The 21115-nt window shown below is 61.4% G+C and carries 18 protein-coding genes; 8 read left to right on the top strand and 10 right to left on the bottom strand.

The genetic code is table 11. The features are described 5' to 3' along the window. Window positions 1-200: 200 nt before the first annotated feature. From ACM14_RS19640 to ACM14_RS19615, 6 genes are read left to right on the top strand one after another with little or no spacing between them, the layout of a single operon-like run. Entirely contained in the window at window positions 201-764 is a 564-nt protein-coding gene (locus tag ACM14_RS19640) for a GspH/FimT family pseudopilin (RefSeq protein ID WP_081816105.1), read from the top strand. Then, on the top strand, window positions 755-1375 hold the full coding sequence (gene pilV / locus ACM14_RS19635) for a type IV pilus modification protein PilV (RefSeq protein WP_065347082.1): 621 nt from the start codon (window positions 755-757) through the stop codon (window positions 1373-1375). The genes ACM14_RS19640 and pilV (ACM14_RS19635) overlap by 10 nt, the downstream gene beginning before the upstream one ends. After that, window positions 1372-2247 carry a PilW family protein gene (locus ACM14_RS19630; protein ID WP_065347081.1) on the top strand — a complete coding sequence of 292 codons (876 nt, stop codon included), beginning with the start codon at window positions 1372-1374 and terminating at the stop codon, window positions 2245-2247. Before pilV (ACM14_RS19635) ends, ACM14_RS19630 begins: the two co-directional genes overlap by 4 nt. Beyond that, complete coding sequence (locus ACM14_RS19625) at window positions 2244-3008, top strand: pilus assembly protein (protein WP_065347080.1); 765 nt, start codon at window positions 2244-2246, stop codon at window positions 3006-3008. The genes ACM14_RS19630 and ACM14_RS19625 overlap by 4 nt, the downstream gene beginning before the upstream one ends. Before the next feature lie 15 nt (window positions 3009-3023). Next, window positions 3024-5420 carry a pilus assembly protein gene (locus ACM14_RS19620; protein ID WP_065347079.1) on the top strand — a complete coding sequence of 799 codons (2397 nt, stop codon included), beginning with the start codon at window positions 3024-3026 and terminating at the stop codon, window positions 5418-5420. 8 nt (window positions 5421-5428) lie between these two features. After that, window positions 5429-5854, top strand: coding sequence for a type IV pilin protein (locus ACM14_RS19615; protein WP_065347078.1), 426 nt, complete (start codon window positions 5429-5431; stop codon window positions 5852-5854). Window positions 5855-5874: 20 nt separating this feature from the next. Here the strand turns inward: ACM14_RS19615 and ribD are convergent, their stop codons facing one another. From ribD to ACM14_RS32280, 7 genes are all read right to left on the bottom strand, one after another. Continuing rightward, the gene (gene ribD, locus ACM14_RS19610) at window positions 5875-6984 is read right to left on the bottom strand and encodes a bifunctional diaminohydroxyphosphoribosylaminopyrimidine deaminase/5-amino-6-(5-phosphoribosylamino)uracil reductase RibD (RefSeq protein ID WP_065347077.1); all 1110 of its coding nucleotides are present in this window, start codon (window positions 6982-6984) and stop codon (window positions 5875-5877) included. Between the two features lie 73 nt (window positions 6985-7057). Continuing rightward, window positions 7058-7558, bottom strand: coding sequence for a type IV pilin protein (locus ACM14_RS19605; RefSeq protein WP_065347076.1), 501 nt, complete (start codon window positions 7556-7558; stop codon window positions 7058-7060). Next, a complete protein-coding gene (locus ACM14_RS19600) occupies window positions 7555-12429 on the bottom strand; it encodes a pilus assembly protein (protein ID WP_254662100.1) in 4875 nt (1624 codons plus the stop codon). The genes ACM14_RS19605 and ACM14_RS19600 overlap by 4 nt, the downstream gene beginning before the upstream one ends. 17 nt (window positions 12430-12446) lie before the next feature. After that, window positions 12447-13124, bottom strand: a complete 678-nt coding sequence (locus ACM14_RS19595) for a PilX N-terminal domain-containing pilus assembly protein (RefSeq protein ID WP_254662099.1) — start codon at window positions 13122-13124, stop codon at window positions 12447-12449. A gap of 51 nt (window positions 13125-13175) precedes the next feature. Next, on the bottom strand, window positions 13176-14222 hold the full coding sequence (locus ACM14_RS30830; protein WP_084027412.1) for a PilW family protein: 1047 nt from the start codon (window positions 14220-14222) through the stop codon (window positions 13176-13178). Between the two features lie 4 nt (window positions 14223-14226). Next, window positions 14227-14874: a type IV pilus modification protein PilV gene (pilV, locus tag ACM14_RS19590; RefSeq protein WP_254662098.1), complete on the bottom strand. Its 648-nt coding sequence runs from the start codon at window positions 14872-14874 to the stop codon at window positions 14227-14229. 3 nt (window positions 14875-14877) lie between these two features. Then, window positions 14878-15444: a GspH/FimT family pseudopilin gene (locus ACM14_RS32280; RefSeq protein WP_279211420.1), complete on the bottom strand. Its 567-nt coding sequence runs from the start codon at window positions 15442-15444 to the stop codon at window positions 14878-14880. 226 nt (window positions 15445-15670) lie between these two features. On the opposite strand from ACM14_RS32280, the gene ACM14_RS19580 reads away from it, so the two are divergent. Further along, window positions 15671-17449 (top strand): phospholipase D family protein, encoded by a 1779-nt coding sequence (locus tag ACM14_RS19580; RefSeq protein ID WP_065347073.1) that lies wholly within the window; start codon window positions 15671-15673, stop codon window positions 17447-17449. Window positions 17450-17462: 13 nt separating this feature from the next. On the opposite strand, the gene ACM14_RS19575 is transcribed toward ACM14_RS19580, so the two are convergent. Beyond that, on the bottom strand, window positions 17463-18452 hold the full coding sequence (locus ACM14_RS19575) for a tRNA dihydrouridine(16) synthase DusC (protein WP_065347072.1): 990 nt from the start codon (window positions 18450-18452) through the stop codon (window positions 17463-17465). A 225-nt stretch (window positions 18453-18677) separates the two neighbouring features. Here ACM14_RS19575 and ACM14_RS19570 point away from each other — a divergent pair, with 225 nt between their 5' ends. After that, window positions 18678-19208, top strand: a complete 531-nt coding sequence (locus ACM14_RS19570; protein WP_065347071.1) for a hypothetical protein — start codon at window positions 18678-18680, stop codon at window positions 19206-19208. A gap of 26 nt (window positions 19209-19234) precedes the next feature. On the opposite strand, the gene ACM14_RS19565 is transcribed toward ACM14_RS19570, so the two are convergent. Continuing rightward, the gene (locus tag ACM14_RS19565) at window positions 19235-20446 is read right to left on the bottom strand and encodes a class I SAM-dependent methyltransferase (protein ID WP_065347070.1); all 1212 of its coding nucleotides are present in this window, start codon (window positions 20444-20446) and stop codon (window positions 19235-19237) included. Between the two features lie 45 nt (window positions 20447-20491). Then, window positions 20492-21013 carry a GNAT family N-acetyltransferase gene (locus ACM14_RS19560; protein WP_013801040.1) on the bottom strand — a complete coding sequence of 174 codons (522 nt, stop codon included), beginning with the start codon at window positions 21011-21013 and terminating at the stop codon, window positions 20492-20494. Window positions 21014-21115 lie beyond the last annotated feature (102 nt).

Genomic DNA, 21115 nt, shown 5'->3' with positions numbered 1-21115 from the left:
AAGCCGGCAACACCTTTTCACCATTGGATTTTTTTACGCATCGTCATGCCGAATGACCCTGCACCAACGGTACGACTCCTAATTGTTGAGGTCAGAAACAGATTTGTCTGAAAGACATGTACGAAGAACCCCAATAGATTGAGCGGCGCGCAAAGACAACCAGCGCTTCGCAAGCAGATCGACGGGGAGGGATTCAAGACATGTCATCGACCTGGCCTCAGGCCCACCCGGGCACACAAGGCTTCACGGCCATCGAGATGATGGTGGTCGTCGCCATCCTCGCCGTGCTCACCACGCTGGCAGCACCCAGCTTCCACCTCATCATCGAGCGATGGCGCGTTCGCCAGACCGTCGAGGGCCTGCAGTCGACGCTGCAATACGCGCGCTCCGAAGGCGTGCGGCGCGGGGGCGGCGTCTTCATCCAGAAACTACCCCAAGGCACCAACGGCTGCACTCTGGCTGCACGTCACGCGGACTGGGGCTGCGGCTGGGTGGTGTTCGTTGACCGCAATGGCAACAAGCGCTGGGATCCCCGGGAAGAACTGCAGCGCTTCGACACTCCCGCACGCACCCTTGTCATCCGTTCCAGATCCGCCGCCATCATCAGTGTGGACCGATGGGGACAAATGGGTGGATTCACTGCCATGGGCTTCGCCGTCGCCCCGTCTTCCGCCGGCCTCGTCTCCGCTGCAGCGAAAGGCATCTGCGTTTCGTCCGGCGGACGTATCCGGGTGGTCGGCCGGGAGGGCATTCCATGCGCCTGACAAGCACCCAAGCTCGGCACGCCAATGGCTTCACCCTGATCGAAACCCTGGTTGCCACCGTCGTCACGGCCTTGGGTGTTCTGGGAATCCTGAGCCTGCAGATGCGCACCCTGGCCGACACCCAAAGCGGCGTGCGCCGCGCTCAGGCCATCCGGCTGATAGAAGACTTCAGCGAGCGCACCCACGCCAATCCCAACTCCCTCGGGCAGATGGGCAACTACGAATCCGATTGGGATCACACCCCTGAATCCACCGCCGACTGCAGCGCCACACCATGCGACCCGGAAACGCTGGCCAGCTACAACCTCGCGCTGTGGAAGGCTTCCGTGCACCAACTGCTGCCAGGCGGAGCCGCCAAGGTCTTCCCTGCAGCAGACGACGTCAGCAACGGACGCCACCTGGGCATCGTGATCAGCTGGCGTGAAAACGAGAAATCCAGCAAAGCCGGCTACAAAAAACCCATCGGACTCCATAGCGATGGCACACACGGCGACGAAGCCATGGCCTGCCCCACCGGCAGAACCTGCCACCTGCAATACATAGCGCTCAGCGCTCGTTGCGCGCCATATCTTGCCAACAACGCAGTCCAGTTCTTCTGCGCAAGCCCATGAAGCACACCCGCATCGCCGCCGCAACGCTTATGCAGCCTGATCAACGCGGCCTGAGCCTGGTCGAACTGCTGGTGGGCCTTCTCCTGGGACTGTTGATCATCGGCGTGGCCCTGGGCGCACTCATGGCATCACGCGCCGTCTCCGGCACCGTCAGCGATGCCAGCCATCTGCAGCAGCAGGCATCCCACATCTTCCGGGTCATGGGCCGGCAGATCCGGCAGGCGGGGTCTCTTCGGCTGCTTCTCTCGTCTGCAAAACAGGGAACAGACACCGTTGACGTGGCGGACCCCGTTGCATTCGAGGCGAGCGCACAAGATTTCAACCCTGCGCACGACACCATCCTGGGCCTTGATGCGCCAGGCCGCGCTCAATACAAGCTCACCGTGGGCTACAGCAACTACACGCAACCGCTGCACGGCTCGGCCATCGAAACCTCACTGCAGCGCAATTGCCTGGGCCAGGCCAACAGCCACAACCTGATCCTGAGCCGCTTTGCGCTGGACGCCCGCAAAAACACCCTGCGCTGCACCGGAGCACCCTCTGCAGGAGCCCAGCCACTGGCCCAGAACGTCGCCAACTTCCAGGTGCGCTATCTGATCCAGTCGCCGAAAGGTGATGCACGCCTGCAGTACGTCAACGCAGCCGCCGTGGGCCAGGACTGGTCACGCGTCGTTGCCGCCGAGGTCTGTCTGGTGCTTTTCGGGATCGAAGTCATCAACATGCCCGCCGACAGCCGCTACACCGATTGCGCAAGCAGTGACGGCACAGCCGAATCCATCGACATGACCACGCTGCCGGCGCCCAGGACCCGGCGCCTGCACATGGTCTTTCGCAGCGTGTATCAGTTGCGCAGCCAGGGGATGGCTGGATGACCGCCAAAGCAGCCGGCATGCGGCATGCCCACACCTGTGCCGCGCAGCGCCAGAAAGGCGTCGCACTGTTCATCGTGATCACCCTGGTCATGCTTTCCATGCTGCTGGCACTTTGGGCATCGCGCAGCGCCCTGTTCAACGAAATGTTCGTGGGCAACGATGCCGACTACCAACGCGCCCTCGAAGCTGCACAGGCATTGCTGCAGGATGCCGAACTGGACATTCGAGGCGAACAGGCCAACGGCGCCGCCTGCATCGCCAACAGCAGCCAGCCATCCGTCTGCCGCAACGCTGCAACCATCACCCAGTTTCCCCAGGAAACCCAGCAGGTAGGTCTGCTGCTGGCCAACCTGAACCGAGCCACCCCCACAAGCTGCCGAGACGCCCTGTGCACCAAGCGCACAGGGCCTCAGGACTTCTGGAACAACGTGGACGAGACCAAAGGGATCACGCTGAGCCAGATGACCGCCCCCGATGTAGCCGCACGCTACGGCCAGTTCACGGGCGCCATTTCTGGAGGCAAGAGCAATCCCATCCTGGCAAGCCGTGAGACAGGAAAGGGGGGTTGGTACTGGATAGAGATCCTGCCCTATGACGCCAACGCAGGGAACTCAGGCCTCATCGCCAATGACTCACCCCGTCTGGCCCTCTACATGCAGCCCCAGGTGATCTATCGCATCACGGCCATCGCTCACGGCCGCAAGAGCGGCACCCAGGTGGTGTTGCAACAGACCTATGTCCGCCAGAAGCGCCGCGACTGATTCAGAACGTCTGACATGCCTTATCTCTTCCACCCTGGGCTCCGCCCCCTCCTGCTGCCAGCCGTGATCGCCGCACTCCTGGCCGCGCAAAACAGCCAGGCCCAACGCTTCTCTGAGGCAGGCACGCCAGTTTCCCTGGCACAGAGAGAAGACAACGAATTTGCCACGCCCATTGAAGACTGCCTGAGAGGCCAGACAGCCGATACCAAGGGCCGCAGCAGCTCCGCCACTTCCAACAGCAGCGTGATTGCACAGGCAGGCGTGGACATATTCACGGCCCGCTACAGTGCCAAAACCGCCTGGAGCGGCTGGATCAACGCAGAAACGGTCCAAGCCGACGGGAGCATCACCGCAGCAGCCGGCTGGCAAGGCAAAAGCACGGCTGACCACCTGGATGCACTCAGTGATCAACAGGTACTCAATGAACGCCTGATCCTGACCTGGAGTGACAGACTGCAAAGGGGCGTGTCCTTCCAATGGCATGAGCTGGACCGCCCCCAGAAGGCGTCTTTCGGCGTCGATGCCGAAGGCAGGGCAGACAAACTGGGCAAGCACAGGTTCAACTTCATACGTGGCGTCCGCCGCATGGAAGCTGCGGGACAACCGCCGCGCCCTGACCCGGCCCACCCTTTTCGCCAACGCGGCTCGCGCCAGGGCGATATCGTCAACTCCCAGATCTGGCACACCGGCCACCCCGTGGACAACTCGCCTTTGCCGGGCTATGCGGCCTATGCGCTCGCCCAGCAGAAGCGCCAGCCCATGATTTACGCGGGCGGCAACGACGGCATGCTGCACGGCTTTTCTGCCACTGACGGCAGCGAGAAGATCGCCTACATCCCCCGTGGCGTGATTTCGGGGCTGGCCCGCCTTTCCGATCTCGATTACGACACCCGGCATCGCTACTTCGTGGATGGCTCTGCCATGAGCGGCGACATCAACTCAGGCAGCCATGCATCCCCGCAGTGGCGCACCGTGCTGGCAGGCATGCCGGGCGCCGGTGCCAAAGGCTACTTTGTGCTGGACATCACGCACCCAGAGGCTTTCAACGAACACGGCGCCGGCACGCTGGTCCTGCTGGACCGCACCCAGGCCCGCAACAGCAATCCCGGTGACTGCGCCATCTCCGCCGACCTCTGGCAGCGCACCACTTGCCAGGAAGACAGGGACCTGGGCCATATCCTTGCAGCCCCCGTACGGGACGATGCCAACCCGCAACGCAGCATCCAGATCACGCAGTTGAACAACAACCGCTGGGCTCTGGTGACGGGCAACGGCTACCACAGCATCAACCAGCGACCCGTGCTGCTGATCCAGTACCTCGATGGCAATCAGGAGCTGCTGCGCATCGTGGCCACAGGTGACATCCCCACCGGCACCACACCGGAGACCACCAACAATGGGCTCTCCGCACCACGCCTCGTGGACATCAATGGCGATGGCCGGCCCGATGTGGTCTATGCGGGCGACCTCCAGGGCAATCTGTGGAAATTCATCATCGCCAGCGATGCCTCCTCCGCTTGGGGCATGGCCTTCAACGGCCGGCCGCTGTACACCGCCATGGGTGGCAGTTCGCCAACGGCCTCTCGCGCACTGCGCCAGCCCATTACCGCCCCTGCGTCCGTACGCGCCAATGACCGGTACAGCGTCACCACAGAACCCAAAGGAAGCGATGAACGCGTGACTGTGGGCGGCATGCTGGTGGCATTCGGCACAGGACGCAACATCACCCAGCAGGACACTGGCAACACGGCGGTGCAGAGCATCTATTCCATCCTCGACAACACCCGCTACAAGCTGCTCGCGGACGGCCGGGTACAGCCTTGCACGGGTGACTCGGACTCTGAGTGCAAGCTGCCTGCAGGGCAGCGTCCAGCCCCTGTATCCGGCATCGATGAGCTGGCCAAACGCTCGGTGAACCCTCAGACGCAAGGGATCGTAGGCCGTGGCACCTGGCGAGTGGACTCCACCACCGACCTCGACTGGACGCGGCACAAAGGCTGGTACATGGACCTTCCCCTGTCAGGCGAGCGCCTGCTCAAGCCGATGAGTTTCTACGACGGCAGCAACCTCCTCGCGATCTATAGCCAGATACCCGCCAGATCCTCCAGGCGTCCTGGTGAAGCCATAAGCCGCCCCGCTGACGCCTGCAATGTGAGCGAGGAAAGCCAATTTCTGACGCTCATGAACATCATGGATGGCAAGCGGCCCAGTGTTCCATTGATGGACAGCAACGGCGACGGCGTCTACGACACGGCGGATCAGGAAGCCTCGCGCACAACCGTGTCCGGGGGATCCCAGACGTTGCTCAAAAAAGGCCATCACGCCATTGGCTACGACACCGATGGCCGCCGCAACGTCCTCGCCCGCATGCCCGAGCAATCCCTGCGCCCCAGTTGGCGCCAAATGAAATGAGCCGCACAATGCGCCGCCCTCCTCCCCCGGGCTTCACACTCATAGAACTCATGATCGTCGTGGCCGTCATAGTCATCCTCGGCACCGTCGCCGTGCCCAGCTACAACGAATACATTCGCGGAGTCCACCGCGCCGATGCCCGCGCCGGCCTGCTGCAGGCCCAGCAATGGCTGGAGCGCGCAGCCACGGCCAACGGGGTCTACCCCACCAAGCTGCCTGCAGACCTGACTTGGACCCACGATTCCAGCAAGCGCTACACCATCGACTTTTTGGCAACCAGCGGCCACGACGACGACACTTACACCCTGATCGCCACGCGCCGTGGCTCCCAGCTCAACGACCGATGCGGCGATTTCACACTGACCCATACGGGCGAGCGCGATGCACGGAACCTGGGCGCGAATACCAAAGCGATAGAGTGCTGGGGACGGTAGCTGCGACCGCGTGCGATGCCTCAGGTGGAGCCGTCCATACCAAGCCGATCCGCTCCTACCTTCCGAAGAATCACCCGCAAGTCGTCGCCCACGCTTGCGACCGACTGGAATGACATGGCCTGCGCATCGGCGAGCCTGCTCAAAGAGGGCGTATCGGCCCAACCAGCCCCGCCCCACAGAAGCTTGGGGGCCAGATAGGCCAACCACTCATCCACCAGCCCTGCCTCGACAAGCGCTGCGTTGAGTCGATGACCCGCCTCGACGTGCAGTTCATTCACTTCCAGCCTCGCCAGATCGTGGATCATGGCCCGAACATCCACACGCCCCTGCCCATCAGGCATACACAGCAACTGCGCTCCACGCTCCACCAGCGCAAGCGCACGGCTTGACGCCAGATCACTGACTGCTGTGTAGATGACCACCTTGCGTTGCGCCGCAAACAGGGCTGCATCCGGAGGTGTCTGAAGCTGGCTATCCGCCACGATGAGGGCAGGCTGCCGAAACGTTTCGACCTCCCTGACATCCAGGCGAGGATTGTCGGCAAGCACCGTGCCTATGCCCGTGAGAATCGCACAGGAGCGAGCGCGCCAGGCATGGCCATCATGTCGGGCTTCGGCAGAGGTGATCCACTGACTCTGCCCATTGCTCAATGCAGTGATGCCATCCAGGGAGGCCGCCACTTTGGCGCGCACCCAAGGCCTACCCCGAAGCATGCGGCTGAAAAATCCCAGATTCAGTTCCCACGCCTGATCTGCGCCATCACCAATCTCAACCTCGACACCTGCGGCGCGCAGCCTCTCAAAGCCCTGTCCGCCCACGCGGGGATTGGGATCCGTTAACGACGCCACGACCTTGCCGATGCCAGCCTCGATCAGCGCATCGCAGCAAGGCCCTGTGCGGCCATGGTGGGCGCAGGGCTCCAGGGTCACATAGGCCGTGGCTCCCTGGGTGGAGTGCCCACGGGTCCGGGCATCGCGCAGGGCCATGACCTCCGCATGCGCCTGGCCTGCGGGCTGTGTGGCTCCCTGGCCCAGCAGGCGCCCCTGGGAGTCGACGATGACGCAGCCGACGCGGGGGTTGGGTGAGGTTCTGAACAGGGCGCTGGCGGCCAGTTCCTGGGCTTGCGCCATCCAGGGGGAGGACAAATTCAACCTCTTTCCAGGCAGTAGAAGATGGCCTGGATTGTCCTCCCAAAAGCCCTGTTTACTTCCAGCAGTAGTTCAACGCTGCCTGCTTGGTCGCAAACAGCGTGCTGCTGTAGTTCTTCAGGTCCTTTCGGCCATACTGGTCCAGGTAGTAGTCGCCGCAACGATCCCCCGCCATGGCGCTGCCGGCCTTACGCACGGCCTTGAGCGAATACACATCGCGCACACCATCGGTGACCACGACGCTAACGTCATAGACCGCACTGCCCTGCCCAGGCATGGGCGACACCGAGAAATACTTCGGGAACTGCGTGCCGTCGGTAACCGCGACATTGGCACTGCTCTTGTCATAGCGGAAGTTTTCCGAGTAGAAGCGCTCCATCCATTGCTGGGCAGAAGCCAGCATGGCGCTGACCTCCGCCCGCTTGGCCTTCGCCACGAACTCCTTGTACGAGGGATAGGCAATCGACGCCAGGATGGCGATGACCGCCACCACCACCATCATCTCGATCAGGGTGAAACCCTTCTGTCTGTCTTGTGAGGAAAGTCGATGCTTCATTGGTTGGTCCTCATGCCAGGCACATCGCGCCACTGCATGCGCGGCGAGGGGCTGTAGCACATGATGGCATCCGCACTGCGCCCAATCGCACGCTTGGCCAGTTGTCCCGGCCCGCACGGCGGAGGGGGATCGCATTTGTCACCTTTACAGCACTTTGGATCGCCAGGCTCGCATCCCTTGTATGGCTTTATCGAAATATCGCTCACCACCTTGATTTTCTGGTCCTCGATATCGCGCCCGCCAATATTCACCTTCTTGGGGCCCAAGATGATAGTTCCCTGCACGTTACGCTCAACAGCGCCTGAAATGGGATCCACGGTGTACATGGTTGCATTGGGTGTGTCCGAGCATTGATTAGTGCCGGACTTGGGCCTCACACCCACCATGGTCATGACACCGGCATCCAGTGAGGGATCGGACAACAAGGCTTCCGCTGCGCCTGGAAATGCCATGACCCAGCCGTCATGCTTGCTCCAGTCCAGTTCAACCCCGGATGACAGGTAAACATTGCCATTGCTGTCACGGGTATAGGTTCTTGTCGCCAACGTACGTCCATCCTTGTTGGGAAGCGGCCGGCCCGTCGGCATACCCGGACGATCCCAGATGCCAAACACCTTCTGGTTCAGACCCGTGGCAGGAAAGTCTCCCGTTTCGAAAGCATTGCCTGTACCGAACATCACCATGATTCCGCCGCGGCCCATGAACATGGTCCGTGGCGCCGTAGTGATGGGCAACGGCGTGATGGTGGTGGTGTTGCCGCTCACCGTGGTCTGCACGGCCTGGAAGAGGGGAAGATTCTCGGAAGCGCTTCCCTTGTAGGCCACGCGCCAGGCAGTGTCCGAAAGGCCGGAAATATCGAACTTCCACATGTTGCCTTTGAGGTCGCCGGCATACACCACATCTGCAGTTCCATTGCCATCCACGTCCTCCCAATGGGGCATGGACAGGCCATTGTCAGTGCCTGCGTCCGCAACGATCTTCTTGTACTGTCCATTCCAGCTGCCTGCGGTGGGACCATCCATATAAAGGATGAAAAGCGCGGATTTACCATTGGTGGACTTGTTGCCGTTGCCCAGCAGCAGCGCATATTTGCCGTTATTGAGCTTCACCACCGGGGTCGGCTGATTGGTCGCGGTATGGACTCCGACATCACCCGTGATGTAGCCCAGGTCCGGATCATCATCCGAAGTGAACTGCCACTTGAAGATATTCGCAGCATCCGACTCTGAATAATTGGCCGGATTCGCGGTGGTGATATCCAGGGCAAATACCGCACGACCACCGCGCCCCAGGGACGAGAAGGCATAGGTTCTCCAGACAGACTTTGAGCCCGATGCCACCTTCACATCTGCAGTAAATGGATTGCCATCCACGTACGGCCAGGCTGTACCTGAAGGTAAGCTCTCGGACGAGCCCAGCGTGAAATTGGCATTGTTCAGTTTGGTCCGGCTGGTCGTACCGCGTTGCAACGGAAGCTCGGCCAGGCGGTTGGCCAAGGCACCTGGAACATAGGCAAGCAATTCGGCACCGGTGTCTGCGTTGAACGCGTGCAGCATGCCGTCGTTGGCCGCCACCCACAATACCCGAGGCCGTTCGCGGTACTCGTTGTAATACTTGGCGTAATCGCCATCACCCACAACAAAGGCCTTGGGGCGATCCTGAAGCCATGGGGAGCCGTTGATGATGGGCCCCAGAAGTGTGGATCCGCGCTGGCGCAAAGCCGTGGCCCCCTCCTGAGACTGATCACCCCTCACATAGTTGAGCGCCACCTGGGCATTGTCTGTCGACAGCTTGTTCACAGAGGCTGTCGTCATCTGCTCCTTGTAGGCAGCAGGCAGCGAGTTCCAGCGGAATGGAGTTCCCGCACCGCCACTGTTCGTGATGATCTTGCGCCGATCTCCGGCCGCTGCAGCCTTCAGCAATGCACCGGCCTCCCATGAATATACGGTACTCACATTGCCCGAACCATCCACTTGGTAGGCTTCCAAGGCCCCCGAAGAGGTCGCACTGTCGAACTTGGCCACGTATTTGAAGGTGCCAGATGCAAATTGCATGGATGACACGGCGGGAGCTGCATTCGAATCCTTGGCTACTGCTTCAAGCACTCGGCGCAGCTGAGACTCCAGCAATTCCGGCCTGCGCGCCAGGAAGTAGCCGTCAGGCACGCCGTCCGAGCCGGCTGTGCCATCGCTGCCCACGCTGTCCCAGCTGGACTGGTCCGGCGGCATGCTCAGCGTGCGGTAGGTTCCGTCGGAGAGCTTTTCGCTGGACTTGAAATATCCGTACTTCGCTGCGTACCACAGCGGGTCCTTCACCAGCGCGTCCGTCTCGCCGACCATATTGAAGGTCTTGGTGACCAGGAAGTCCCTGTCCTTGACCGTGCAGTAGGACGGCAGAGTGATCTTGGTCTTGTCCGTGAATGTGACCGAGCCGTCGCCCGTTACGTTGCAGACGGTGGTCGCATAGGTTTCATTGGTACCGAACTTGGTGGCACGGTAGGTGGGGTCGCCGCACAGGTACTCGGAGGTCGCCGGCATGTTGGACAGGGCGTTGCCGCTGTTGTGCTGATGTGTCAGGTAGCGGCCATTGGCCGAGGTTCCATTGTTCTGGACGCCGATCACGCTGAAACCATGGGTGCCCGCAGCGCCCCCGCAGACGCCAGGAATATCGGTAGTGATCGAGATATCCCAGCCAGAGGGAGACTTGGAATTCTTGACAAGGTCATACCGCAGGAAACCCGTGATGTCCATGTCGTAGTCGCCGCCCATCAAGATATCGTTCCAGGTCACGATGAACGAGCCATACGTCTCTCCGGAGTTGATGGAGGCGAAGGTCAGCGGCGCACTGACGGCGCCATTGTTCTGCACGCTTTCGGGGGTGATGTAAACATACTTCCTGGGATTGCTTCCGGGGATGGGTACGTCGATACGCGGGGAGCCACCAGTCAGCGATGCTGCCATGGTGCGCACTTTCAGCGCATTTTCCACCTTCGCCAGGTCGGAGGGCGGGTTGCTCACAGTGCGGATCTTGCTGGTGTTTCCGTAGAGGGCGGCACCAGCGACCTGATAGGTCCCGCCCATGGCCGGCGCCTCGGGGCAAATGCCATTGACGCTGGACAGCTGGCCGATGGTCTTGGCAGAGCAGGAGTTCTTGTCATCGTTGGAAGTCAGGCCCTTGCCCGAGACCGAGCCCACCGAGCGAAGCGAGCCCGCAAGCCCTTCTGCCGTGCCGATGTTGTTGACATAGGAGTCCAGGCTTCCACTGCGATTCGACAACGTGGTGAAGGGGGTATCTGCTTGGCCATCGAAGCTCAGCGCATTCGACGAGAAGGCGAGAATATTGAGCGGTCGGCAGATGGCATTGCCGTACTTGGCTCTGGCATCGGTATTGGCAAGCGTATCTTCCCATTTCACGACAGGAAGGCCTGCATTGCTGTCATTCGAGGTACTGCTAGGATTGGTCGGCGAGGGCGTGGAGCCGTTGTAGGCATAGTATTGCAGCGCCTGGACCACCATTTCCCCTATGGGGTTGCCCCAGGCCGGCAAATCCCCGTCGGGGGATCCGCTGGGATTCTTGCCACTCCCATAGGAAGTTCCATTGCGACCATACAAAATGATGGAGTCAAAGGTCTTGATGGCACCCTTGCCCGTGTCCCGGGTGTCCACCTTCGCCGCACAACCTGCATTGGTACTATGGCAAAAAACACCAGTATTCCTGTTGATCTCGTCATCCAGGTCGCGGATGTTCTTACGCAATGCCCCGGCCGTATGATTCATGTCATAACTACCGGTAATAAGACCGAACTCCACACGGGCCGCAGAATTGCTGCTACTGGGATAACCGAACTCCTGCAGCAAACCATATGGCTTATAGTTCTTTGTGGAATCCGCTGGAAATGGCTGGCATCTTTCATCACCCAGGAGATTAGGGTCGCACACCTTGACATTGACATTCAGATCTGGCCCTATGCCAGAATAGGTAGCACCGTCATTGACTCGCGAAGGTATTTTTTCCTCATGCTTGACACCGCCATTACCTTTGTCTATGTCGCCATAGAATCGCGCGAGTTTTGGACCGAAAGTACCTGAATTATAATTATCAGGCGAATCACTCCAGCGGCACAGCTTGATTTCCACCGTGGACCAGAACCTGACATTACCCTTGACCATGCGCATGACAGGTTGCGAGGCCTTCGGATCTTCGCTACTTCCTGTGACGCACATGCTCAGACCGGCATACACCTTCGGATTGGCGCCCGTTGATTTTGTCAGATCTGTCGTACTGAAGGGTGTGAAATCCCGGATATCCGTCCCCTTGTAATACTTGACGAAGGAGTGCGCATCTTGGACGAGCCTGGAACCCATGAGCGTGGTCGAACCATTCGTGTCATCGCTGCGATATCCACCATACAGCATCTTGCGCACGGTATCCAACCGGGTCATGGTAGCCCAGTTGAGGAAGTTCCCACTCCAGTAGGACTGGCTTGAAGGACAGGTGTATTTGATGGATGTAACAGAGTTATTCGTTACATTGGTCTTATTGGCAAGCACCTTGGGATTAAACACCCCGCTTTCATACGCATAGCACTTAGTGGCATCGAAATACCCATAGTACTTGAACGATGAATTAAACGTGGTATCAATCACACCATCGCCATCAAGATCCTCGAAGTCCGTATATACCGGCCCGAACAGGGTATGGTCCTTGGATGCAGTAAGCATCACCATCGGCTTGTTCGCCGTTGTAACTATGTTGGGAGGAACACCTTCACGAGGCGTGGAAACCTCCACTGGCGTGGCACCGATGCCCACGTAAGCGAATACGGCGCACACCCCTCCCAGAGAGAGCAAAAATGATTTTCTATTATTCATTTGTTCCTCGGCCTTCATCAAGGAAAATAAACCGTCTGTACCACCACCTGAGTCCGCTGGGAGTATCCAAATCCGCGCGCAGTGACCCTGTACATGTAGGACCACTGGTTTGCGTTCTCACCTGTGGAAGTCACACTTTTCTCATCGAGATTCATTCGAACATGCTTGCGACGAAAAATCTCGATCAGATATTCCGGTTGCTGTGCAACACCCGTGAGCGCTGCAACGCCGGTATAGGTTCCCAGAGGAACGCCGCCCGTGAAGGCCTGGCAGTTATTGCTGGTAACGGGAGAACGCCCCGGCTTGGAATCCGGGTCGTCGTTCCACAACCCCCCTTTGCTGGTGGGCCACCAGGGCTCGGCCACGGCAGGGTTTGAGGTAGAAGCATTCGCCCACTCTGTGGATCCGTAACTGGCTTCGTCCTTGACACACAGGCCCATAGTGCAGGTTGCCGAGAAGTCGTTGGGATTGAGCTTGTCCGTTCCACGCGAGCAAGAAGCCTTGCTTCGCGTGGCAAAGGTCGGCGCCATGATGTCGCGCTCCGCATCACGAAGCGCAGACTCGGCCGCCTGCCGCGCAGCCTCCTGGTCCATCTGGTTGCGGGCCATCCCCTCCGACAATGTGGATTGCTTGACCATCCACAGCGTGATGCTGGTAATCGCAACCAGCACCAGCATGACCAATACCAGAGCCATCCCGCGCTGGCCTTGTTTCTTGATTGTTCTTGGCACAGACATAGTCCCGACCTAGTAGCTTTGCTTCAAGCTGTTGCGCACACCAAACACCTGCACGAGCGAAGTGTATGTTTCCCCCGGAGGTTGTTGCTTGGTTACACCCTGGCAGTCAACATACGTCTTTTCACTTCCTTTTTTATCTCCAATCCGAGTCTTTCCCTGAAGGGTTTTCGTTAAAATGCATGCCCTTACTGCAACGACCCGTGGCCAACCCAGATCACCCAATGCATTGACTTCGGTGGCCGTATAAAATCTATCAGGACTCAAAGACTTCGTTGTCGAATAGACACCATAGGTGAACTGCATATCCTCTATACCCGACAATAAGGGCATGTATGCGTCGCCATCGGACGACCCGTGCGGATTTTTCCCATTCCCGCTGCATACCAGGCTTTTTGTCTTCACTTCGGCTCGCCCTGCATAGGCCATACTGGCCTGAAGCGTATAGCGATTGGAACCGAACAGCGGCAGTCGCGGCGGGTTGCCATCGACAACATTCCCCCCTGAGGGGCTCTTGTTGCGTTCCAGATTGCTGGGATCCCTTGCCACGTCGGTTCCAGTACAGTCGAAACGGGAGCCAGATGCGCCCCCCATCGCATCCACCGTGAAATAATTGATGACCAGCGTATCTGCCCCACCATCTTCTGAATCACCGCAGGAACTGCTGGACGGATTCAACTTCGCACCATCACAACCATAGATTCCGGTCTGGAACGCCGGGGGAGGCCAATTGGCTTCAGGATTGGCCCAATCGGTGACGGCCCTTTTTGTAGCGGGAATAGGCGGATAGGTGTCATACATTCCCGTCTGTGTGACATCAACCGGAATGGGTGGCGAGGGTGCCGGATAGAATCCGGAGTTCATGATGGCACGTCCCAGCATCTGCATGGCAAAAACGCCTGTTTCATTGCTTGCCGTATTGCGGTCGAGCACGCGCTGAGAGTCGCTTGAGGCTATGTAGACATAGACAGCAGCCGCCATGATCATCAGGCTGATGGCCATCGCGACCAGCAGTTCGACCAAGGTCAACCCCGATTGGGATCTGCGTTGATATTTCATGGCATCAGGGCACAAAGGAAAAGCGGGAGCAACGCACCCCTTCAGGAGCCTTGGCCTCTTCAGGGCAGCAGGTCTGTTGCGCCATACCGGTCTGCTGCGCATTGCATACGGGTGCCTTCTTGAGAGCGATGTTTGACGTCCCATCGCTGGCAGTCGTCTTGTCCGTCAGCTCTTTGTCGAACCACATAAGGGTCAGTAGAAGGCCTGAAGGTTTGTTCCCCGACAACATCGCAGCCCCCTGGGGGACTGAATCACGAAGCTTCTTTCGCCAAGTCTGCAAATCGTAGACTGCACGTTCTTCCGGAGTACAGCTATTGGCAGCACAATCTTTATCGAGCGTCAAGGAATCCGTCTGCTGGGTTGCCCAGTCCGACCCAATCGCATACAACGACAGCTTATCTTCAGTCCCAGGCTGCAAGAAGCTGCCCCCCGCCGAATCCGCATTCACCCTGATCCTTTCCGACAGATCAAAGACCAGGCCCGTCATGGAGGCACGCGCCATGGTATTGATCCGGTACTTGGTGGTGGAAGCCTGCAGTCCCGCCACGCCCAGAAGGCCGATGGAAAGTACGACCAGCGCCACCATCATTTCCACCAGAGTCAATCCCCTGGAGTTTCTGCGGTCAGCAATGGGAGAGAACGGCATGGTCATGTCTCAGAAGTTGCTGCATTTCTTGTCACTGGGAATCTGCCTGGACCGTCCTTGCGCATCGATGCAGATATTGACCCCGTAGCTCTTGGTGTAGGTGTTCTGCTCATCTTTGTAGAGCAGGCTGAAGTTGGAGGAGCTGGGAAGCGACGGAGCGCCAGAGGCGTTGAACATCATTTTCCTGACCGCTGTGTCATCCGTGGAGTCCAGCAGAATCTCACCGCCGCTGGCCACTTTGGCAAAGATCAGGTCATTGCTCGCTGCAGGCGCATCCCGGCTCGCATCGCAGGCGGTATTAAGGAAGGCAATCCAGCCGACCTGCCAGTTCTTGCCAGCCACCGTACATGCAGGTGCTGCGTTGGCGGCGGTGCTGCTCATGCACAGCGTGACACAGGTATTCCTGCTGACCGCTTCGTTTCTGGAGCGCAGGATTCCGCTGGAAAACTCGTTGGCCACGCCATTCATCTGGTTCTTCACGATGAACTGGCTGATGGACGGCGCGGCCAATCCGGCCAGGACCGCCGCGATGGCCAGCGTCACCATGAGCTCCATCAAAGTGAAGCCCCGCTGCATGCCCCCCCGTGAAAACAAATGCTTGCATTTAGCCATACCCTATTGTCAGGCCTCTCATCTGCTTACAAGTGACCGCTCGGCGGCGCCGACGTGCCGCCCATCAAGGCGACGGACGGGTCTGGCAGGCGGACGCTCCATTTCGGCGACGCCTGCCCTGCAGGGGGCATGACAGAATCCTTGACGAATCCCACAGCAAACCCGGACAGCCCACCAACCGAAGCGCGCCATGCCCCTGCGATCTCCCTCCCTGAGTTGGCTTCGGCCCTGGCTTCTTTGCATTGCGCTGGCAGGATGCGGCGGCCTGCCCCAAGGCGTGGACCGGCATGTCACCAAAGCATTGGATTCCCCGCAGAACACCCCCCTGGGCCAGTTGATCCAACAGCAGCGCTCCGAGGCGGGAAGCAAGCAGACCTCCGCCTTCACCCTCCTGTCCGGCGCCCAGGCGGCCTATGGCGCCCGGCTGGCACTGGTCGAGGGAGCGCAGCAGACGCTGGACCTGCAGTACTACGCCATCCATGCCGACGAGAGCACGCAGCGCCTGCTGCGCGGCGTGGTCGAGGCAGCCCGGCGTGGCGTGCGCGTGCGCGTGCTGCTGGACGATTTCCACAGCACGGGCGCGAATGCACAGGTCATGCGCCTGGCCTTTGTGCCGGGTATCGAGATGCGCATGTTCAACCCCCTGGCGGGCGCGCGCAGCTCGGCACTGGGCCGGGCCTATACGCTGCTGACGGATTTCCAGCGGGCCCAGCAGCGCATGCACAACAAGCTGTTCATCGCCGACAACGCCATGGGCGTGATCGGCGGGCGCAATCTGGGCGATGCGTATTTCGATGCGGACAGCGCCAGCAATTTCGTGGACCTCGACGTGCTGGCGGCGGGGCCGGTGGTCGGCGACCTGTCACGCAGCTTCGACAGCTATTGGAACAACCAGCGCGCCTATCCCGTCCAGTCGCTGATCAGCCTCAAGGAACTCAAGCAGTTGCGCGAGCGCTTTGCGGGCGATGATGACCAGGCGCAGGAGGAGGACCCCACGCCTGCCGTTCCCCCGAAGGAGGCAAAGGCAGATGACCAGACGGCCGAGCAGCGCCGGATCATCTGGGACCAGCAGCCCATGGATTTGCGCAAGGCTCGCTGGACCTGGGCATCGGCCGCCGTGCTGGTGGATGAGCCCGCCAAAATTCCGTTGGACAGGGATGACGGCCCAGGCTCCATCACAAGCGCTGGCACGGATGCGTCCGCACAGGCCAGCCCCGCTCCACACAGCCCGCAGGCCAGGCCTGCCGGCACGCTGCCCATGGGCCAGCCAGCCCCTGCCTTGCGCCAGGCGGCGCGTCCGGTGCTGGAGGCCGATTCGGTGGTCGATGGTCTGCTGGCCCTGGTGCGCAAGACCCGGCGCGATCTGCTGGTGGTCTCGCCCTACTTCGTGCCGGGCCCGGACATGATGGAGGCGTTTCGTGGCGCACGGCAACGCGGAGTGCGCGTGCGGATTCTGACCAATTCGCTGGCCTCCAACGATGCACCTTTGGCCCATGCCGGCTATGCGCGCCACCGCAAGGCACTGCTGGAGATGGGCGTTGAACTCTACGAAATGCGCAGCACGGCGGCCAGCGTCCGCTCTGCATTCGGCTCGGGCAGCACGGGTGGCGGCAGTCCTTCCGGGTCGACAGGCGCCTCGCGTGCAATGCTGCACTCCAAGCTGCTGGTGGTGGACGGGCATCTGGTGGCAGTCGGCTCGATGAACCTGGATCTGCGCTCCCAGTTGCAGAACACCGAGATTGCCCTGCTCATCGCCAGCCGCGAGTTCGGCCGCCTGGCCACGCAAAGCATTGACGAGGGCCTGCAGGATGGCAGCTGGCGCGTCGAGCTCGACAAGGATGGCGAGCTGGTGTGGCGGGCTTCGGAAGACAGTGAGCGCGGTGACGAACACAGCGAGCCCGATGCCAGCTGGGGCCTGCGCCTGATGCTCAAGCTCATTGGCCCGCTGGCGCCCGACCATCTGCTGTGACCGGCCGATCGCGCTAAAGCCCGGCCCACTCCTGGCGCCGCGCCAGCGCCTGAACCCACAGCGTGATCTCGCGCTGGTCAGTCTGCGTGCGCACTTCCTGATAAGCCTGCTCGGCTTCGGGAAAGCGGCGGCGCAGCAGGTTCAGCCATTGCTTGAGGCGGCCTGCGCGCTGGCGCGGCTCCAGATCCTCGCAAACCATGTCCCAGAAACGCTGGACCTGCGGCACCAGATCGCTCCAGGACACCTGCGCTGCAAGCTGTTCCGCCGGTGCCTGCCCGCCTTCCACGGCAGCGCGAATGGCCAGCGCCAGGCCTGGGTCGGCAACGATTCCCCGGCCCAGCATCAGATCGCCGCAGCCCGATTGCTCGCGGCAGCGCAGCGCATCCTCCACCGTCCAGATCTCGCCATTGGCCACCACGGGCACGGTCACGGACTCGCGGATGCGCGGGATCATGTCCCAGTAGGCAGGCGGACGGTAGCCGTCGAGCTTGGTGCGGGCGTGGACGACGATTTCGCAGGCGCCACCGGCCTGCATGGCCTGGGCGCATTCGGTCATCAGGGTCGTGTCGTTGAAACCCAGGCGCATCTTGGCCGACACAGGCATGGCCGCCGGCACGGCAGCACGCACGGCACCCACCACGCGCGCGATCTGCTCCGGGTCCTGCAGCAGCGCAGCACCGCCGCCATGGCGGTTGACCACCTTGGCGGGGCAGCCGAAGTTCAGATCGATGCCTTCCGGACCCAGGCGCGCCAGATTGGCCGCATTGGCCGCCATGCTGTCCGGGTCCGAGCCCAGCAGCTGCGCACGCACAGGGACACCTGCCAGCGTCCGGCTGCCGTTGTTGAGCTCCGGCATGGTGCGCAGGAACACCTTGTCGGGCAACACGGTCCCCGTGACGCGGATGAACTCCGAGACACAGCGGTCTGCGCCGCCCACGCGCGTGAGCACATCGCGCAGCACGAAATCAAGCAAGCCCTCCATGGGCGCAAGCAACAGTCTCATCACCTATGTCGCGAGGCCTGCGCCCCGTCTTCCTGTTACAGATCAAACAATATTTCTGCGACCGGCATCGGCCGCCAGCCCCTGGAAATCAGCGCCCGCCCATGCGATGGCAGGCGATTGTGCGCTTGCCGCAGAACACCGGGCGGACCAGTTGTCATGGCTTCTTCACGCCACGGTCATTCATGTAACGTGCAATCGGGGCTTGTCGGACTCCCTGCCCCCACCATGCTGCTGCAAAAAACCGCCAAGGCCCTTGAAGAGCTGCAGCCCGGCCGCCGCAGCCTGCCGCTGCGCGAGCGCTCGGTGCTGCTGATGGCCGATGGCCGCACCGAGGAGCAGTTGCAGCAGGTCCTGGGCACACAGGCCGGCGAACTGATCGAGCAACTGATCGCCAGCGGCCACCTGCAGCGCCTGGCTGGCCAAGCCGCCGCGTCATCGCCCCAGGCCCCTTCCATGGCACCGGCCGCTGCGAAGGAATCCAGCCCGCCCGGCCCCGCCGCCACGCTGAATCTTGCCGGCACACGCATGTACCTGTTCGATATGTGCGAGCGCATGTTCGCCAACCGCCATGAGGACAAGGCACAGGTGCTGCGCCATCTGCTGCGCGAGGCGCGCGATCTTGAGGCACTGCAGGCCGCCGCCCTGCAGCTGCTGCAGACCGTGCAGGAACATGCGGGCGACGAGCGCGCCGATGCCCTGCGCGAGCGCCTGCGGCATCTGCTGCCCCAGGAGGCAGCGACGGCACAGGGCGCCTAGACGAATTGAAGGGTGGACGCGCGCGATCAGCGCGGCGCCAGGCGCCACAGCGAGGTGAGCTCGGCGGCGCGTGCCGCGTGCAGCGGATCGGTGGAGTCCGCAGCCTTTCCATGGCGCGGGCGGATGTCCTCGCGGCCCAGGACCTGCAGGCCTGCGGCATCGATCCAGCCCAGCAGTTCCTCGCGCGAGCGCAACTGCAGGTGCTCGGCCAGATCCGACAGAATCAGCCAGCCTTCGCCGCCCGGCAGCAGATGTGCAGCAAGGCCCTCGACAAAACCGCGCAGCATGCGGCTGCCTTCGTCATAGACGGCCTGCTCCAGCAAGGAGCTGGCCTTGCCCGGCAGCCACGGCGGATTGCAGACCACCAAGGCGGCCCGGCCTTCGGGGAACAGGTCCGCCTTGCGCAGGCTCACGCGCTGCGCCAGACCCAGCCGCTGCAGGTTGTCCTGCGCGCAGGCCAGTGCCCGGTCGCTCAGGTCGGTGGCCACCACCTGCCGCACGCCACGGTGCAGCAAGAGAGCGGAAAGCACACCCGTGCCCGTGCCGATATCCCAGACAGCGGCGTCGGCCTGCTGGGCCACGGCGGGCAGGGGCGCCTGGGCCACCAGATCCAGGTACTCGCCGCGCACCGGGGAGAACACGCCGTAGTGCGGGTGAATGCTGAACTCCGGCATGCCCGGCACGGCCAGGGCCACGCCCTTCTTGCGCCACTCATGTGCGCCGAGGGCCCCCAGCAGTTCACGCAGGGGAACGATCACGCTGTGCGCACCCTGGTCGGCGGGAATCTCGCCCCAGGCTTCGCGACAGGCTTCGCTCCAGTCCGGTGCGCGGCGCAGGGCGCAGTGCCAGCGGGTATCGAGCTCGATCATCACGCTGGACAGGATGCGCGCACGCTGCGCCAGTGCCTGGCGGTGCAGGTGGAAGGCGTGGGGAAAGACCGGCTTGGCGTCTTCCTTGCCGGCGCGGCGCTGGCGCGCCTTGGCGGAAGTCTCACGTGCGGGCTTGTCGAGGCGGCGGCCCAGGGCCGACAGCAACTGCCGGGCATTCTGGAAATCGCCGCGCCACAGCATGGCCTGGCCTTCGCAGGCCAGGCGGTAGGCGCTGTCGGCGGCCAGGCTGTCGTCAGCGATGACGATGCGGCGCGGTGCGGTCATGGTGCTGTCCGCGCGCCACAGGGCAACCTGGGTGGCCTCGTGCTCCTGCCACTGCAGCAGGGACCAGTTCTGGGAAGAGGACAAGGCCTGCTGCTCCGTGAGTGATGGGTGGATGGTTTGGCGAATCGATCAGTTCAGTGCGCGCTTGAGCCGCACTTCCTCGATCTTGAGAGCGCCGACCTGGGCCGTCTTGGCGGTGGACATTTCGCGCTTGAAGCCGGCGAGCTCATGAAAGCGCAGCGCGCGTTCATTGCGCAGCGGCACCCACGAGGTGACATTGGTGCAGCCTTCTTCGAGCAGGCCGTCGCGTGCGGCGTCCCACAGGGCCACGCCCACACCCTGATTCCAGTGCGTGGGAGAGGCATAGATGGCCCAAATTTCACCGGTGGTCTGGCGCGACTTTTCATCGCGCGAGCGGTCGAAACCGACGAAGCCGACGATCTTGTCGCCGTCGATGGCGACCTGAACCTGGGGTTCGCAAAATTCGATGGCTTCGCGCCAATAGGCCTGGCGTTTTTCTACCGACGACATGCTCTTGAGCTGGTCATCGGGAACCAGACCGCGATAAGCCTCCATGGCGGAAGCAGTATGGATCTGGGCAATCGCTTTTGCATCGCGGAGAGTGGCTGGACGAACCTGGATACTAGACATGGAAAAACCGAAACGAAAACAGGTGAAAATAGAAGGGCGTGATTTTCACAGGAATCGCGCTTTTTGCGTGCGTTGCGGCTCTTAGCCATGCACGCAAGTACG

The sequence above is a fragment of the Delftia sp. JD2 genome (assembly GCF_001682645.1).
Classification (GTDB): Bacteria; Pseudomonadota; Gammaproteobacteria; order Burkholderiales; family Burkholderiaceae_C; genus Comamonas; species Comamonas acidovorans.
The sequence above is the reverse complement of the archived record's forward strand: the minus strand, read 5'-3'. Positions and strand labels throughout refer to the sequence as shown.

Bases quoted from the DNA above. Each gene is read 5' to 3' on its own strand.
- ACM14_RS19630 (WP_065347081.1), top strand. From the start codon at position 1,372: ATGAAGCACACCCGCATCGCCGCCGCAACGCTTATGCAGCCTGATCAA.
- ACM14_RS32280 (WP_279211420.1), bottom strand. From the start codon at position 15,444: ATGCAGCGGGGCTTCACTTTGATGGAGCTCATGGTGACGCTGGCCATC.
- ACM14_RS19605 (WP_065347076.1), bottom strand. From the start codon at position 7,558: ATGAAGCATCGACTTTCCTCACAAGACAGACAGAAGGGTTTCACCCTG.
- ACM14_RS19560 (WP_013801040.1), bottom strand. From the start codon at position 21,013: ATGTCTAGTATCCAGGTTCGTCCAGCCACTCTCCGCGATGCAAAAGCG.
- ribD (WP_065347077.1), bottom strand. From the start codon at position 6,984: ATGGCGCAAGCCCAGGAACTGGCCGCCAGCGCCCTGTTCAGAACCTCA.
- ACM14_RS19575 (WP_065347072.1), bottom strand. From the start codon at position 18,452: ATGAGACTGTTGCTTGCGCCCATGGAGGGCTTGCTTGATTTCGTGCTG.
- ACM14_RS19640 (WP_081816105.1), top strand. From the start codon at position 201: ATGTCATCGACCTGGCCTCAGGCCCACCCGGGCACACAAGGCTTCACG.
- ACM14_RS19595 (WP_254662099.1), bottom strand. From the start codon at position 13,124: ATGGCTCTGGTATTGGTCATGCTGGTGCTGGTTGCGATTACCAGCATC.
- ACM14_RS19600 (WP_254662100.1), bottom strand. From the start codon at position 12,429: ATGAATAATAGAAAATCATTTTTGCTCTCTCTGGGAGGGGTGTGCGCC.
- ACM14_RS19580 (WP_065347073.1), top strand. From the start codon at position 15,671: ATGCCCCTGCGATCTCCCTCCCTGAGTTGGCTTCGGCCCTGGCTTCTT.
- ACM14_RS19615 (WP_065347078.1), top strand. From the start codon at position 5,429: ATGCGCCGCCCTCCTCCCCCGGGCTTCACACTCATAGAACTCATGATC.
- pilV (WP_065347082.1), top strand. From the start codon at position 755: ATGCGCCTGACAAGCACCCAAGCTCGGCACGCCAATGGCTTCACCCTG.
- ACM14_RS19620 (WP_065347079.1), top strand. From the start codon at position 3,024: ATGCCTTATCTCTTCCACCCTGGGCTCCGCCCCCTCCTGCTGCCAGCC.
- ACM14_RS19625 (WP_065347080.1), top strand. From the start codon at position 2,244: ATGACCGCCAAAGCAGCCGGCATGCGGCATGCCCACACCTGTGCCGCG.
- ACM14_RS30830 (WP_084027412.1), bottom strand. From the start codon at position 14,222: ATGAAATATCAACGCAGATCCCAATCGGGGTTGACCTTGGTCGAACTG.
- pilV (WP_254662098.1), bottom strand. From the start codon at position 14,874: ATGACCATGCCGTTCTCTCCCATTGCTGACCGCAGAAACTCCAGGGGA.
- ACM14_RS19570 (WP_065347071.1), top strand. From the start codon at position 18,678: ATGCTGCTGCAAAAAACCGCCAAGGCCCTTGAAGAGCTGCAGCCCGGC.